Raw genomic sequence first — 13,381 nt, forward strand, 5'->3', positions numbered from 1 at the left:
TGAAAGGGCTGCCATGACGCAGACGTTCCCCGGCGCCGCCGCACGGCGCGGTGTGCTGTCCATCGACGAGGGCACCACGGGCACCCGGGCCGGAGTGGTCCTCGACTCCGGCGCCGCCCACGAGGTGTTCTACCGGCCGATCAAGGTCAGCCACCCGGACGACCTCTCGGTCGAGCAGGACCCGATGGAGATCTGGACCGCCACCGTCGAGGTGGCCCGCCGCGCCGTCGGCCGGGCGCACGAGGAAGGCATCGAGATCACCGCGGTGGCGCTCGCCACCCAGCGGGCCACCGCGCTGCTGTGGGACCGGGTGACCGGGCGGCCGCTGCTGCCCGCCGTGGTGTGGCAGGACCGGCGGTACGCGGCCGAACTCACCGCGTACGAGACGGACTGGGACGCCGCCCTGCTGGCCCGCCAGGGCCGCCCGGTCGGCGCTCGCGCCCCCTTCCTGTGGGCCGCCCGGCAGATCGCCACGCACCCGGAGGTGGCCGCCGCGCACCACGCGGGGCGGCTGCTCTTCGGCACCGTCGACACCTGGCTGATCTGGCGGCTCACCGGCGGCGCCGTACACGCCACGACGCCGACGAACGCCGCGTCCACCGGCGGCTATCTCCTGGCACGGCACGCCTGGGACGAGGAGTGGATCGGCCACCTCGGCTTCCCCCTCGACCTGCTGCCCGAGCTCCGCTCCGACGACGCGGGATTCGGCACCACCGACCCGGCCGCCCTCGGCATCGCCGTACCGCTGGCCGCCGCCATGGGCGACCAGCACGCCGCACTCGTCGCGCTCGGCGGCCTCTCCGCGGGCCAGGGCATGTGCATGTACGGGACCGGCGCCTTCGTCGACGCGGCGACCGGCACCACGCCCGCCCTGCCCCGTCCCGACATCTCCGGGGTGCTCGCCCAGCCCGGACGGCGGCAGGGCGACGTCAGCCACTACAGCCTGGAGGCGTACACCTCCACGGTGGGTTCGGCGCTGCACTGGCTCTGCGACGACCTGGGGCTCTTCGCCTCGCCGAAGGAACTCGGCGACGAGGCGGCCCTGGTCCCCCGCCGCCCCGGCCGCACCCCGCGTTTCGTCCCCGCGCTCGCCGGAGTCCGTACGCCGGTCTGGCACCCGGAGGCCACCGCGGCCCTCACCGGGCTCACCCTCGCCACCACTCGCGCCGACCTCGCCCGCGCCGTGCTCGACGGGATCGCGCACTCGGTGTGCGACCTGATCGACGGGGTCGCCGACACCATGGGCGCACCGTTCACCCGGCTCCGGGTCGGCGGCGGCGTCTCCGGCAGCGATCCGCTCCTGCAGATCCAGGCCGACCTGACCGGGCTGCCCCTCGAACGGGTCGCCGACTCCGCCACCGCGAGCCTGCGGGGCACCGCGTATCTCGCCGGTGTCGCCCAGGGCCTGTGGTCCTCGCTCGAAGAGGTCGTCGAGGCACAGCCGCTCGGCCGGATCTTCGAGCCCGCGATTCCGGCGGCCGAGCGCGCCGCTGAGCGGTCCGCCTGGCGCAATGTGCTCATCGCCCACCTCGGCGACCCCGCGCTGCTCCCCCTGAAGGACCCCGAACCTGACACCCCCCGCTGACGGCCCCGCCGTCGCCCCGGCGTCCCGTGCCGACCACGCGGCCGCCGCATTGGAACACCAGGAGTTGATGTTGTGATCACCATGCCCGCAAGGAAGCCGCGGCGCGGCGCGGCGGCGACCCGCCGCACGCCCCTGCTGCTCGACCGGAAGGACCTCAAGCACCGGCTTGCCGACGACACGTACGACGTGCTCGTCATAGGCGGCGGCGTCACCGGGGCGTACGCCGTGCTCGACGCGGCATCGCGCGGGCTGCGCGCGGCGCTGGTCGAGAAGGACGACTTCGCCTCCGGCACGTCGTCGAAGTCCTCGAAGATGGTGCACGGCGGCCTGCGCTACATCGAGCAGGGCAACGTCAATCTCGTACGCCACTCGCTCCTGGAGCGGCACCGCTTCCGCAGGAACGCCCCGCACCTGGTGCACCGGCTGCCGTTCCTCTTCCCGATCCTGGAGAAGGAGGGCATCTTCGACGCCCGCCTCGCCAAGGGCTTCGAGGGTCTGCTGTGGACGTACGACCTGGTCGGCGGCTGGCGGATCGGCAAGCTGCACCAGCGGCTCACCGTTCCCGAGGTCCTCGCCCAGGCGCCGACGCTGCGCGCGGAGCACCTCAAGGGCGGTCTCATGTACTTCGACGCCCGCACCGATGACGCCCGCCTCGTCCTGACCATCGTGCGGACCGCGGCCGCGCTCGGTGCGACGGTCCTCAACGGCGTCAGGGCCGAGGGCCTGCTGATGCAGTCGGGCACAGTGGCCGGTGCCCGGGTCGCGGCGGACGGCGACACCTTCGACATCCGTGCGCGGGCCGTCGTCAACGCCACCGGCGTATGGACCGACGAGCTGGACGCGAAGGCGGACGACGGCCACCGGCCGCAGGTCAGGCCCGCCAAGGGCGTGCACATCGTGGTCCCTTGGGACAAGGTGCGGATCAACTGCACGGTCACCGTGCCGATTCCGGGCCGGGCGCGCCGCGCGACCTGCACCCGCTGGGGCAACAGCGTCGTGCTCGGCACCACCGACGAGGACTACCAGGGCTCCCCCGACGATGTGCACTGCACCCGCCAGGAGATGGACTTCCTGCTCGAGGGCGCCAACACCGCCTTCGAGGGGAAGCTCACCCCGGACGACGTGGTCGGCTCCATCGGCGGTCTGCGCCCGCTGGTCGGCGGCAAGGAGGGCGCGACCCTCGACATGCGCCGCGACCACCACATCACGGTCGGCCGCACCGGCATGGTGACGGTGACCGGCGGCAAGCTCACCACCAGCAGGCACATGGGCGAACTCGTCGTCGACAAGGTGATGACGGTCCTCGGCCGCAAGGCGAAGAGCCGCACCGCGCACCTGCCGCTGCTCGGCGGCGCCGGTTACGACGCCGAGGCCGTCGCGGCGTCCGGGGGCATCGCCGCGCACCTCGGCGAGCGCTTCGGCACCGAGGCCCGCTTCGTCGGCGACCTGATCCAGGACGACCCGGCGCTCGCCGAGCCGGTCGTCGCGGGACTCCCGTACACCAGGGCCGAGGTGGTGTACGCGGCCCGCGCCGAGCTGGCCCGCTCCGTCGACGACGTGCTCTCGCGCCGCACCCGCGCCCGGCTCTTCGCCAGGGACGCGTCCGTCGAGGCCGCCGAGGCCGTCGGCGCGATCCTCGGCCAGGAACTGAACCTCCCGGAGGCCGAGGTGGAGCGCTCGGTCTCCGAGTACCTCACGGCCGTCCGGCACGAAAAGTCCGTACTCCTCGAAGGGGCAGCAGCATGATCAGCCGTCAGACCATCACCCACCCGTTCAACCGGGGCAACTACACGATCGGCGCCCCCAGCTTCGCCAAGTGGGCGCGGAACACCCCGGTCGGGGACGGCGACGCCGCCCTCCAGGTGAACCCGGTCGAGGTGCCCGGGAGCGTGATAGCGGCGCTGCGCGAGGCCGCGCACGCCGTGCACACCGCCCGCGAAGAGGTCGTCACCCGCACCCGTGACTGGTGGGCGGGCTCGATGATCGGCGAGACCGAGGGCCGTCCCGCGACGCCGGACGCGGTGGTCGTCGAGGCGGCCGACGCCGACCAGGTCGCGGCCGTGCTGCGGATCTGCCACGAGGCAGGCATCCCTGTCACCCCGTCAGCGGGCCGCTCCAACGTCACCGGTGCGGCGCTCCCCGTCTTCGGCGGCGTCGTCCTCGACGTCTGCGGCATGAACGAGATCACCGGCTTCGACGCCGAGTCGCACATCGTGGACGTCCAGGCAGGCATGTTCGGCGACCTCTTCGAGAAGCAGCTCCAGGAGGAGTACGGCGTCACCACCGGCCACTGGCCCTCCGCGTTCGCCGTCTCCACGGTCGGCGGCTGGATCGCCTGCCGCGGCGCCGGTCAGCTCTCCACCCGGTACGGCAAGATCGAGGACATGGTCGTCGGCGTGGACGTCGTGCACGCCGACGGCACGCGCGCCACGTACGGCGACTACGCCCGCGCCGCGGTGGGCCCGGACCTGCGTCAGCTGTTCGTCGGCTCCGAGGGCACGCTCGGCGTCATCGTCTCGGCGCGGCTGCGCGTCCACCCGCTGCCGGAGTACGCCGATGCCGTCGTGTACGGCTTCACGACGTTCGCCGACGGTCTGGACGCCTGCCGCAAGATCATGCAGCGCGGTGCGACCCCGGCCGTCCTGCGGCTCTACGACACCCTGGAGTCGGGCACCCACTTCGGCCACCCCGACACCAACCTCCTGCTCGTCGCCGACGAGGGGGACCCGGCCATCGTCGACGCCTCCATCAGCGTGGCGGCCGAGGTCTGCGAGGCGTACGGACCCGAGCTGGACAGCCAGGCGGTCTTCGAGCGCTGGCTGGACGAGCGGATGCTGGTCGGCAAGTCCGCCGACGGCTTCACGCCGGGACCCGGCTTCGTCGCCGACACCCTGGAGATGGCCGCGTCCTGGACCGATCTGCCGGTGATCTACGAGGAGGTGGTCGCCGCCATCCAGTCGGTGCCCGGCACCCTGGCCGCCTCGGCCCACCAGTCCCACGCGTACACCGACGGCGCCTGCGTCTACTTCTCGCTGCGCGGCGACGTGGCACCCGAGTCGCGCCGCGCCTGGTACCGCTCGGTGTGGGACGCGGCGAACGCCGTACTGATCAAGCACGCGGCGGCGCTCAGCCACCACCACGGCTGCGGTCTGCTGCGCGGCCCCTACCTGGCGGAATCCCTCGGCGCCGGCTTCGTGACCTTCGTCGCGGTGAAGGAGGCCCTGGACCCGGCAGGCATCCTCAACCCTGGCAAGCTGGGCCTCCCCAGCCGATTCGGTACGTCTCCGCTGCACTGATGCCCGTACCTGCGCAGCCACGAACCCCTTCCTCCCCAGGCAGGTCCTTGCCATGACCCGTTCCCCTTCCCGGTCCTGCGCCCCGGTCGACCCCCGGCTCACCGCGGCGTTCGCCGAGGTGCCGGTCGTCGCGTCGGTCGTCGGCACCCAGCCGCTGCGGCAGTTCCTGACCGCACCGGCCAAGGTGTGCATCCTCGCGTCGTTCGCGGTGGGGCAACTGCCCCAGGTCGTACCGGCGCTGGGCCGGGCGGGGAAGACCGTGTTCGTGAACGTGGACAGCAGCCCCGGTCTCGCCCAGGACCGGGGCGCCCTCGAGTTCATCAAGAACATGGGCGCGCACGGCGTGGTCAGCACCCGGCTCTCCCTCATCGAGAAGGGCCGCCCGCTCGGCCTCCTGACGATGATGAAGGTGTTCGTCACCGACCGGTCCAATCTGCGGCGTTCCACGGACGCGATCTCGCGCGGCGCACCGGACCTGGTCGAGATCATGCCCGCCCCGATCGTCGCCCGGATGAGCGCGCAGGCACAGCGCGCGATGTCCCCTTCGGTCGCCGCGGGCTTCGTGGAGACCCCCGCGGACGTCGCGCTGGCGCTGGCCCTCGGGTCGACCGCCGCCGCCACGTCCGACCCCCGCCTCTGGAGTCTGCGCAGGGACCAGCTGCCGCCGGTCCCGCCCGCTCTGCTGAAGAGGCCCGCACCTCAGGAGTAACCCCATGACGTTTGTGGTCATAGCCCGCTACCGCACCAGCCCCGGTGCGGAGCACACCGTCCTGCCCCTGCTCGACACGATGGCCGCCGCCTCCCGCAAGGAGCCGGGCAACCTCGCCTACCGCGTCCACCAGGGCACCGCGGACCCGCGCACGATCGTCCTGTACGAGGAGTACGCCTCCGAGGCGGACTTCACCGCGCACTGCGCGAGCCCGCACTTCCAGGAGATCGTGCTCGGCACGGTCGTCCCGCTCCTGGAGAGCCGCGACGTGCTGCGCTGCACCCCGCGTCCGGAGGTGGACGCGTGAAGACCCGTGCGGCGGTGCTGCGCCGGACCTCGACCGCCCGCCCGTACTCCGGCACCCGGCCGGTCGAGGTGGAGGAACTGGAACTCGGCGCCCCGCGCGAGGGCGAGGTCCTTGTCCGCATCGCCGCCGCCTCGCTCTGCCACTCGGACCTCTCGGTGGTCAACGGCGACCGGGTCCGCCCGCTGCCGATGGCCCTGGGGCACGAGGCGGTGGGGGTCGTCCAGGACACCGGCCCCGGCGTCGGCCGGGTCTCCCCCGGTGACCATGTGGCGCTGGTCTTCGTGCCGAGCTGCGGCTTCTGCGACGACTGCGCGGCGGGGCGGCCCGCCCTGTGCGCCCAGGCCTCGGCGTCGAACGGTTCCGGCGCGCTGCTGCACGGCCCGTCCCTGCTGACCGACGCATCCGGCAGCCCGGTCCACCACCAGCTCGGCGTCTCCGCGTTCTCCGAACACGCGGTGCTCGCCCAGGAGTCGGTGGTGCCGATCCCCAAGGACATCCCGTTCGCGGTCGCTTCGATGTTCGGCTGCGCGGTGCTCACGGGCGCGGGCGCGGTGATCAACACGGCGGCCCTGCGTCCGGGCCAGTCGGCGGTGGTCTACGGCCTGGGCGGCGTGGGGCTCTCCGCGGTCCTCGGTGCGCGCGCCGCGGGAGCGTACCCCGTCATCGCGGTCGACCCGGTGCGGGAGAAGCGCGAGCTGGCGCTGCGGCTGGGGGCGACCCATGCGTACGCCCCCGAGGACGCGGTGCGCGAGATCCGTGAACTGACCTCAGGCGGCGCCGAGTTGGCGGTGGAGGCGGTGGGCAGCCCGAAGGTGATGGCGGAGTGTCTGGCCGTCGTGGCCCGGGGCGGCAAGGTCGTCTCGGTGGGCCTCGCCGCGCCCGACCGGATGCTGGAGGTCCCTGCCCTGGCGTTCGCGGGCGAGGGCAAGTCCCTCCTCGGCTCGTACATGGGTGACGCGGTGCCGCGCCGCGACATCCCGAGGTTCCTCGGCCTGTGGCGGGCGGGTCTGATGCCCGTGGAACGCATGCTCAGCGGCACGCTCCCGCTCACCGGCATCAACACGGCGCTGGAGGAGCTGGCTTCGGGCCGGGCGATCCGTCAGGTCATCGACACCTCAGGCCTGCTCACCGCCTGACGCCCAGCGTGGCGGCGTAGTCCGCGAACCAGTCCAGCATGTCGGGGCGGAGCACGGCGCCCGCCGTGCTGACGTCGGTGACGCGTTCGCCCTGGAGGATGCGTTTGACCGGGACCTCCAGCTTCTTGCCCGTGAGGGTGCGGGGCACGGCGTCGACGGGGACGACGACGTCCGGGACATGGCGTGGCGACAGGCTCCGACTGATCGCCGCGACGATCTCGTCGCGCAGGGCGTCGTCGAACCGCTCCCCTTGCGCGGGCACGACGAACAGGGGCAAGTAGTAGCTGCCGTCGGGCAGTTCGGCGCCGATGACGAGGCTGTCCGCGATCCGCGGGAGCCGTTCGACGACGGCGTACAGGTCGGCCGAGCCCATCCGCACGCCCATGCGGTTGAGCGTGGCGTCGGAGCGTCCCGCCACCACGACGGAGAGGTCGGCGTCCACGGTCACCCAGTCGCCGTGGCGCCACACCCCCGGATACATGTCGAAGTAGGTGCCCCTGTACCGCTCGTGGCCGGGATCGTCGACGAAGCGCAGCGGCATCGACGGCAGGGGCGCCGTCACCACCAGCTCGCCCTGCTCCCCGGTACGTGGCTGTCCCGTGCCGTCACCTGAGCGTCGCGCCTGAGTCGGGCGTCCGTCAGGGGCGGCACGGTCACGGCGTCGGCGATGCGGGTGGCGAGCACCGTCTGCCAGTGGTCGGGCACGTGATCACGCAGGCCGGGCACGAGCACGACCGTGGGCCTGGGGGTGCGGTTCATGTCGGGAGCTCCGTTTTCCTGAGGGCCGGTGCCGGGGCCAGGGTCGAGACCGGGACGAGGCCCTTGGCGTAGTGGCGTCTGCCGAGGGCGAAGGCGAGGCCCGCGGCGAGCGAGACGAGCGGGACGACGCCGAGTGCGGCGTCCAGGCCGATCCGGTCGGCGAGCATGCCGGTCACCGCGGGGCCCGGCGCCAGGCCGATGAGGCTGTTGGCGAGGGTGAGCGTGGCCATGGCCGTCGCCGCGACGGCGGCCGGGGTCAGGCTCGCCACCATGGCGGCGGCGGGGCCCGCCGTGGCGTTGGAGAGCAGGGTGCCGATGCCGACGAGGACGATTTGCGGTGCGCCGGGCGGCAGTTGGAACCCTGCCGTGAGCAGGGTCAGGGATCCGGCGCTGCAGATGATGGCGACGGACCATTTCAGGTGGGGGTTGCGGCGGCCGAGCCGGTCGCAGACGAGGCCGCCGCCGATCATGCCGATCCCGGTGATGAGGGCGAAGACTCCGGCGGCGAGCCCGGCCTTGGCGGGCGCGAGGCCGTAGTACCGGTCGAGGAAGCTCGGCATCCAGGCCAGCAGCGCCATCGCGATGAACATCTGCAGCCCGCTGCCGACGTAGGCGCACAGCACGGAGACGGAGGAGACGAGGCGCGGCAGCAGCGACCGCAGTGGGCCCTCCGCTCCCGCCGGGGCCCCGCGTTCGGCACCGGCCGCCGCCAGCTTCCGCTCCGTGACGACGACGCCGTACACCGCGGCCAGGACGAGTCCGAACAGTCCCATGACGCCGAACGTCCAGCGCCAGCCCAGGTGTTGGGCCACGACGCCGCCGATCGACACACCCAGCACCGATCCGAAGGCGCCGCCCGCGATGAACGCGCCGGAGAGCGTGGCCCGCAGGCCCACCGGAAACACGCTGAGCACCACCGCGATGCCGACGCTCCCGTACGCCGCCTCTCCCACGCCGACCATGAAGCGGCCCAGGAAACATCTGCCCGTAACTCGCGGAGACCGCGCAGCCCAGGGTCGCGAGGCTCCACACGACCGCGGCGAGGACCAGGCTCCTGACCCGGCCCCAGCGGTCGGCGAGCAGGGACAGCGGAACGGTCAGCACACCGACCATCAGGGCGACGATGCCGCTCAGGGAGCCCAACTGGGCGTCCGAGAGCAGCCAGTCGGCCTTCAGCAGCGGAAACACCGCGTTCAGGACCTGCCGCGACATGTAGTCGGACAGCAGGAGCCCGAAGCTGAGGGCGAACACCAGCCACGCGTAGCCGCGGGTCATCGGCTCAGGCCGGCCGGTCACCGGTGATCCCCGCGCGCTCCATCTTGCGGACGGCGGGCCAGTAGTCCTGGACGGCGTAGTGCTGCGTGGAGCGGTTGTCCCAGATGGCGACGCTGTTCTCGGTCCAGCGCCAGCGGACCTGGTACTCGGGGACGGCGGCCTGGCTGATCAGATAGTTGAGCAGGAGGTTCGCGCCGGGGGCGTGGTCCTGGCCGAAGCGGACGTTCTCGGGGGTGTGGTGGTTGACGAAGTGCGTGGTGAAGGCGTTGACGAAGAGGATCTTCTCGCCGGTCTCCGGGTGGGTGCGCACCACCGGGTGCTCCGGGTCCGGATAGCGGGCCTTGAGCTGGTGGCGCTGTTCCATCGGCATGACCGCGCCGAAGCTCGCCTCGATGCTGTGCCGGGCCCGCAGCCCTGCGATCCGGGTGCGGATGTGCTCGGGAAGCCTGCGGTAGGCCTCGGCCATGTTCACCCAGATCGTGTCGCCGCCCACCTCGGGGGTCTCCACACAGCGCAGTACGGCACCCAGGGGCGGGCAGTCGCGCCAGGTCGCGTCGCAGTGCAGGGCGTTCTCGTAGTGCTCGGGCCTGCTGTCCAGGTCCTTGTAGATGCGGACGAGACCCGGGTGGTCGGGGTCGCTGCCGAGGACCGGGTGGTCCTCCAGCGGGCCGAGGCGGGCGGCGAAGGCAACGTGATCGGCGCGCGTGAGGTCCTGGTCACGCAGGAACAGCACCTTGTGGCGGAGCAGGAGTTGCTTGATCTCGGCGAACAGGGCGTCGTCGTGGGCGGCCTCGCCGAGCTGGACGCCGTGCAGTTCGGCGCCGATGGTACAGGTCAGGGGTTCGGCCTGGATCCGGGTTCGGGTGGAGGTCTGCGTCATTGCACTCTCCTGGGAAGGGGGTTCAACACATGGGGGGACTGCTCAGGGGATGAGGACCGACGAGCCGGTGGTGCGACCGGCCTCCAGCGCGCGGTGCGCCGCCACCGCGTCGTCGAGGGCGAAGCGCTGGTTGACGCGGATGCCGATGCGTCCGGCGGCGACATGGCCGAAGAGCTCGGTGGCGAGCGCGTCCCGTTCGGAGGGTTCGGCGATGTAGTCGGCGAGCGCGGGCCGGGTCACGAACAGCGAGCCGTGGATGACGAGTTGCATCGCGTCGAGCGGCGGCACTCCGGAGGAGGTGCCGAAGCAGACGAGCAGGCCACGGCGGCGCAGCGAGGCCATGGACGCGGCGACGGTGTCCTTGCCGATGCTGTCGAGGACGAGGGGGACGCCCTCCCCGCCGGTCAGTTCGCGCACGCGCGCGGCGACGTCCTCCTGCCGGTACAGGACGGTGTGGTCGCAGCCGTGGGCGCGGGCGAGCGCGGCCTTCTCCTCGGTGGAGGCGGTGCCGATGACGGTGAGGCCGAGCAGCTTCGCCCACTGGCAGACGATCAGGCCGACGCCGCCCGCCGCGGCGTGCAGCAGGATCGTGTCCCCCGGCGTGAGCGGGTGGATGCGGCGCAGCAGATACGCGGCCGTGAGCCCGCGCATCGTCATGGCGGCCGCGGTCTCGCAGTCGATCGCGTGGGGCAGGCGGATCAACGAGTCGGCGGGCATGACCCGTTCGGTGCTGTAGGCGCCGAGCGGGCTTCCGGTGTACGTGACGCGGTCGCCCTCGGCGACGTGGGTGACGCCCGCGCCGACGGCCTCGACGACACCGGCGCCCTCGACGCCGAGCCCGGCGGGCAGCGGGGCCGGGTACAGGCCCGTACGGAAGTAGGTGTCGGCGAAGTTGAGGCCGACGGCCTCGTGCCGGACGCGGACCTCGCCGGGCCCCGGGTCACCGACGGTGATCGGTTCGCGGCGCAGGACGTCGGGGCCGCCGGTCTCGTGGAAGCGGATGGCGTAGGCCACGGGGTGCTCTCTTCGTTCGCGCTAAGGGGCTCTCGTACTACGGGGCGTTCGTGCGACGGGGCGTCAGCGGTCGGTGTCGCGGAGCATGAACCCCCGCTGTCCGGGGCGCCTGTTGGGCACCATGCCGAGCCGGGCGAGGGTCTCGTCGGTGTCCGCGTAGTACTCCCCGATGTGGTAGATCGCCTTGGCCTCCGCGCCGTTCGCGACGTCGCGGCCGAGGGCGTCGGCGATCTGCACCATCTGCTCGACCTGTCGTACGGAACTCATGCGCTCGCCCTTGCGGGCCCAGAGGTTGTCCTCGTTGCCCACGCGGACGTGCACGCCCAGGGCGATGCCGATCGCGTTCATGGGGGCGACGGCGCGCATCGACGACTCGATGGTGAGGACCGCGCCGTCGGGGACGCGGCGTACGAACTCGATGAGGTCGGCGGGGTGGCGTCCGGCGAACCCGCCGCCGATGGCCACGTAGTTGAGGACCAGGGGGCCCGTGTGGACACCGCTGCGGATCAGGCGCTCGACGGTTTCCAGCTGCGCGAGGGTGGCGAGCTGGAAGTGCGGCTGGATGCCGTTCGCGTGCAGGCGCTCGAGGTGCTCCAGGTAGAAGTCGGGACCGGCCTCGACGACCATGTCGCGGTAGGCCTGGTAGTAGTCGGGCTTGGCGATGGAGGTGCCGGCCAGGTCGTCGTCCGACATGATCTCGACGATGTTCATCTGGCTGGTGTTGATGGCGATCGTCACCTGGTCGGGGCGCGGGGTGAGTTCGGCGAGCAGGTGGCGGGTGTCGTAGCTCAGCCACTTCGCCTCGGCGCCCTCGTCCTCGGGGGCGAACGAGATGGACCCCCCGATCTGCAGGACCATGTCCGGGACGGCCTCGCGCAGCCGTCCGATCAGTTCGTTGAACATGGACATGCGCTTGGAGCCGTGCCCGTCCAGTTCGCGTACGTGGATGTGGAGCACGGTGGCACCGGCGTTGCGGCAGTCGACGGCAGCCTGGACGTGCTCGTCCATGGTCAGGGGGAGGTCGTCGGCGTCGCCGGGGAGCCACTCCGGCCCGTAGGGGGCGGCCTGGATCACCAGCTTCTGCTGGTTCTCGGGCAGCAAGGAGTCATCGAGGAAGTGCATGGGTCATCTCCTGGTGCGCGGACGTGGCGGGCCGTCGACCGTCTGCAGACGTCGGCCCAACTCGCGGTCGCCGCAAGGGAGTTGCTCGAAGGAGCCGTGATGTCCGTTGCGGTACCGCCACGTTAAGAGCGGGTTACGCGCCGCGCTTCACGGGAGGTGACAGAAGACTTGTCACTTGGGGACAGGGCCCATGTCCGTCCGGCGGGCGCGCCAGTCACGCGCGCTGGTGCCGAACTGGTCGCGGAACCAGCGGGAGAAGGCGCTGGGGGCGGAGAAGCCGAGCAGCCCCGAGATCTCCGTCAGGGAGCGCCGGGGGTTCGCCACCAGCTGCTCGGCCAGCTGGGTGCGCGTGGCATTGACGAGCGAGGAGAACGTCTCGCCCGCCGCGGCCAGATGCCGGTGCACGGTCCTGCGGTCGACGCCGAGGCTCCGCGCGACCTGTTCGATCGAGCAGCGTCCGGTGGGCAGCAGGACCTCGATCAGCTCGTGCACCCGGTCCAGCTCGGTGGCCTCCGAGGGGACCGCGATGGATTCGAAGTACTGCCGGGCGTAGCCGCGCAGCAGGGGGTCCGACATCGCGTTGGGGGTGTCGAGTTCGCTGGCGTAGAAGACGATTCCGTTGAATTCCCGGTCGAATTCCACCACGGGACCGAAATGGTTCCGGTGCGCGGCGATGTCGTACGGGGCCCGATGCGTGAAGCACACGGACACCGGCTGCCAGCGGGCGCCGAGGAAGACCCGCAGAAATCCGTGGAAGGCGCCGACGGCCAGCTCGACGGCCTGCCGGGCCGGGCGCGCGTCGCCGACCTCCAGGCTCACCTTGACGGTGGCGAGTCCGTTCGCCTCGCTGAGGCGGCTGCGCAGCATTTCGTTGTACATGCGCTCGTGGCGGATCAGGAGCTGGGCCGCGCTGCGGGCATCGGGCTCCTCGCGCAGGACGAGGCTGATGGGCCCGAGGTTCGAGAAGCGGCGGCGCTCGGCGAGTTGCAGGCCGAAGTCCTCGCGGCCTGCGGCTTCCGCGGAGAGTTCGAGGAGTTCGGTGACGGCGGCGCCGGAGATCCACCGGTCCTGGACGGCGAGTCCCACCGGGTCGATGCCGACGCGTTTCATGAGGGCACGCGGGTCGATGCCGAGTGACTGGCTGAGCTCTACGTAGCCGCTCAGTGCTGCGTTGCGGACCAGCGGCTTCATCGGGCGCTCCAAGGCTCTGTCCCCAACGGCTCTGTCCCCAACAGGTAAGCCATCCGCCCCGCCAGGTCAAGCGCTGTGCCGGGCCATCACCTAGCGTGGCACCACCG

General features: G+C 71.9%; 12 protein-coding genes and 1 pseudogene. 6 read left to right on the top strand and 7 right to left on the bottom strand.

Going from position 1 to position 13,381, the window contains the following annotated elements:
- Window positions 1–13 precede the first annotated feature (13 nt).
- From ACFWZ2_RS23865 to ACFWZ2_RS23890, 6 genes are all read left to right on the top strand, one after another.
- Window positions 14–1,585: an FGGY family carbohydrate kinase gene (locus ACFWZ2_RS23865; protein WP_384548779.1), complete on the top strand. Its 1,572-nt coding sequence runs from the start codon at window positions 14–16 to the stop codon at window positions 1,583–1,585.
- A gap of 72 nt (window positions 1,586–1,657) precedes the next feature.
- Window positions 1,658–3,331 carry an FAD-dependent oxidoreductase gene (locus tag ACFWZ2_RS23870; protein ID WP_384548781.1) on the top strand — a complete coding sequence of 558 codons (1,674 nt, stop codon included), beginning with the start codon at window positions 1,658–1,660 and terminating at the stop codon, window positions 3,329–3,331.
- Window positions 3,328–4,881 (top strand): FAD-binding oxidoreductase, encoded by a 1,554-nt coding sequence (locus tag ACFWZ2_RS23875; RefSeq protein WP_384548782.1) that lies wholly within the window; start codon window positions 3,328–3,330, stop codon window positions 4,879–4,881. The genes ACFWZ2_RS23870 and ACFWZ2_RS23875 overlap by 4 nt, the downstream gene beginning before the upstream one ends.
- A 52-nt stretch (window positions 4,882–4,933) precedes the next feature.
- On the top strand, window positions 4,934–5,590 hold the full coding sequence (locus ACFWZ2_RS23880; protein WP_384548784.1) for a glycerol-3-phosphate responsive antiterminator: 657 nt from the start codon (window positions 4,934–4,936) through the stop codon (window positions 5,588–5,590).
- 4 nt (window positions 5,591–5,594) lie between these two features.
- The gene (locus tag ACFWZ2_RS23885; RefSeq protein ID WP_384548786.1) at window positions 5,595–5,897 is read left to right on the top strand and encodes a putative quinol monooxygenase; all 303 of its coding nucleotides are present in this window, start codon (window positions 5,595–5,597) and stop codon (window positions 5,895–5,897) included.
- Window positions 5,894–7,033, top strand: coding sequence for a zinc-binding dehydrogenase (locus ACFWZ2_RS23890; RefSeq protein ID WP_384548788.1), 1,140 nt, complete (start codon window positions 5,894–5,896; stop codon window positions 7,031–7,033). Before ACFWZ2_RS23885 ends, ACFWZ2_RS23890 begins: the two co-directional genes overlap by 4 nt.
- Here ACFWZ2_RS23890 and ACFWZ2_RS23895 read toward each other — a convergent pair.
- From ACFWZ2_RS23895 to ACFWZ2_RS23925, 7 genes and pseudogenes are all read right to left on the bottom strand, one after another.
- Window positions 7,023–7,598: a hypothetical protein gene (locus ACFWZ2_RS23895; RefSeq protein ID WP_384548790.1), complete on the bottom strand. Its 576-nt coding sequence runs from the start codon at window positions 7,596–7,598 to the stop codon at window positions 7,023–7,025. The two genes, ACFWZ2_RS23890 and ACFWZ2_RS23895, sit on opposite strands and share 11 nt — an antisense overlap.
- Window positions 7,592–7,792 carry a hypothetical protein gene (locus tag ACFWZ2_RS23900; RefSeq protein ID WP_384548792.1) on the bottom strand — a complete coding sequence of 67 codons (201 nt, stop codon included), beginning with the start codon at window positions 7,790–7,792 and terminating at the stop codon, window positions 7,592–7,594. Before ACFWZ2_RS23900 ends, ACFWZ2_RS23895 begins: the two co-directional genes overlap by 7 nt.
- Window positions 7,789–9,067 (bottom strand): annotated as a pseudogene (locus tag ACFWZ2_RS23905) (MFS transporter). The gene ACFWZ2_RS23900 and the pseudogene ACFWZ2_RS23905 overlap by 4 nt, the downstream one beginning before the upstream one ends.
- A 4-nt stretch (window positions 9,068–9,071) precedes the next feature.
- Window positions 9,072–9,947: a TauD/TfdA dioxygenase family protein gene (locus tag ACFWZ2_RS23910; protein WP_384548794.1), complete on the bottom strand. Its 876-nt coding sequence runs from the start codon at window positions 9,945–9,947 to the stop codon at window positions 9,072–9,074.
- Window positions 9,948–9,989: 42 nt separating this feature from the next.
- Entirely contained in the window at window positions 9,990–10,961 is a 972-nt protein-coding gene (locus ACFWZ2_RS23915; RefSeq protein ID WP_384548796.1) for a quinone oxidoreductase family protein, read from the bottom strand.
- Window positions 10,962–11,024: 63 nt separating this feature from the next.
- Window positions 11,025–12,083, bottom strand: coding sequence for a 3-keto-5-aminohexanoate cleavage protein (locus tag ACFWZ2_RS23920; RefSeq protein ID WP_384548798.1), 1,059 nt, complete (start codon window positions 12,081–12,083; stop codon window positions 11,025–11,027).
- Between the two features lie 171 nt (window positions 12,084–12,254).
- Window positions 12,255–13,274, bottom strand: a complete 1,020-nt coding sequence (locus ACFWZ2_RS23925) for an AraC family transcriptional regulator (protein ID WP_384548800.1) — start codon at window positions 13,272–13,274, stop codon at window positions 12,255–12,257.
- Between the last annotated feature and the right edge of the window lie 107 nt (window positions 13,275–13,381).

The sequence above is a fragment of the Streptomyces sp. NPDC059002 genome (genome assembly GCF_042740435.1).
GTDB lineage: Bacteria > Actinomycetota > Actinomycetes > Streptomycetales > Streptomycetaceae > Streptomyces.

Excerpts from the sequence above, each read along its gene's own strand:
- ACFWZ2_RS23865 (WP_384548779.1), top strand. The coding sequence starts at position 14 with ATGACGCAGACGTTCCCCGGCGCCGCCGCACGGCGCGGTGTGCTGTCC.
- ACFWZ2_RS23875 (WP_384548782.1), top strand. The coding sequence starts at position 3,328 with ATGATCAGCCGTCAGACCATCACCCACCCGTTCAACCGGGGCAACTAC.
- ACFWZ2_RS23880 (WP_384548784.1), top strand. The coding sequence starts at position 4,934 with ATGACCCGTTCCCCTTCCCGGTCCTGCGCCCCGGTCGACCCCCGGCTC.
- ACFWZ2_RS23885 (WP_384548786.1), top strand. The coding sequence starts at position 5,595 with ATGACGTTTGTGGTCATAGCCCGCTACCGCACCAGCCCCGGTGCGGAG.
- ACFWZ2_RS23900 (WP_384548792.1), bottom strand. The coding sequence starts at position 7,792 with ATGAACCGCACCCCCAGGCCCACGGTCGTGCTCGTGCCCGGCCTGCGT.
- ACFWZ2_RS23910 (WP_384548794.1), bottom strand. The coding sequence starts at position 9,947 with ATGACGCAGACCTCCACCCGAACCCGGATCCAGGCCGAACCCCTGACC.
- ACFWZ2_RS23920 (WP_384548798.1), bottom strand. The coding sequence starts at position 12,083 with ATGCACTTCCTCGATGACTCCTTGCTGCCCGAGAACCAGCAGAAGCTG.
- ACFWZ2_RS23925 (WP_384548800.1), bottom strand. The coding sequence starts at position 13,274 with ATGAAGCCGCTGGTCCGCAACGCAGCACTGAGCGGCTACGTAGAGCTC.